The organism is Mesorhizobium sp. CNPSo 4671, assembly GCF_057784245.1.
On record NZ_JBWLUW010000076.1, the window covers coordinates 1 to 587 of the forward strand.

A 587-nucleotide genomic window follows, 5' to 3' on the forward strand; every position below is an offset into this window, starting at 1 on the left:
CGGCGCTCAACCGCGACTACACGCTGGTGATGGGAACAGTGGTGGTGATCGCCATCTTCACCATCGTCTTCAACCTGATCGTCGACGTCATGTACGCGGTCGTCGACCCGAGGGTGCGCTATGACTGACATCGCAGCCACGGCTCCCGCCATCGTTGGTCGTTCGCTCTGGGGCGATGCCTGGGCGCGCCTCAAGGCCAACCGCGCCGCCATGTTCAGCCTCTACTACCTCGCCTTTATATCAGTCATCAGCGTGTTCGGGCCCTGGTTCGTGCCGCACCAGTACACGACCATCTATGCCGACTATGTGCGCATGCCGCCAAGCCTGTCGGCCTATCCCAAGCCCGACATGATCGAAACGGCGCTCACCGAAGCGATCAAGCGCATGCGGGTCGACATCAAGGAGTGGCATCAGGAGGGCAGTCAGGTCTTCGTCACAGTCAAGTCGACCAAGCCGATCGATGACCGCAACATCCGCTACCTCGACCGGTCCGATGCCTTTGACGACACCAAGATCGAGAACAAATCGCCCGACGGTCTCGAAGTGACGATGAGCGCGTCGGTCAAGCAGCAATATTTCCTGTTCGG

Annotated in this window: 1 protein-coding gene and 1 pseudogene; both read left to right on the top strand. The window is 60.0% G+C overall.

What is annotated here, in order from left to right; translation table 11 throughout:
- On the top strand, positions 1-128 hold a 128-nt coding region (locus AC04SF_RS37430), incomplete at its 5' end, for an ABC transporter permease subunit (RefSeq protein WP_488481881.1).
- Positions 121-587, top strand: a pseudogene (locus AC04SF_RS37435) (ABC transporter permease); the annotation flags it as partial. The gene AC04SF_RS37430 and the pseudogene AC04SF_RS37435, both read left to right, overlap by 8 nt.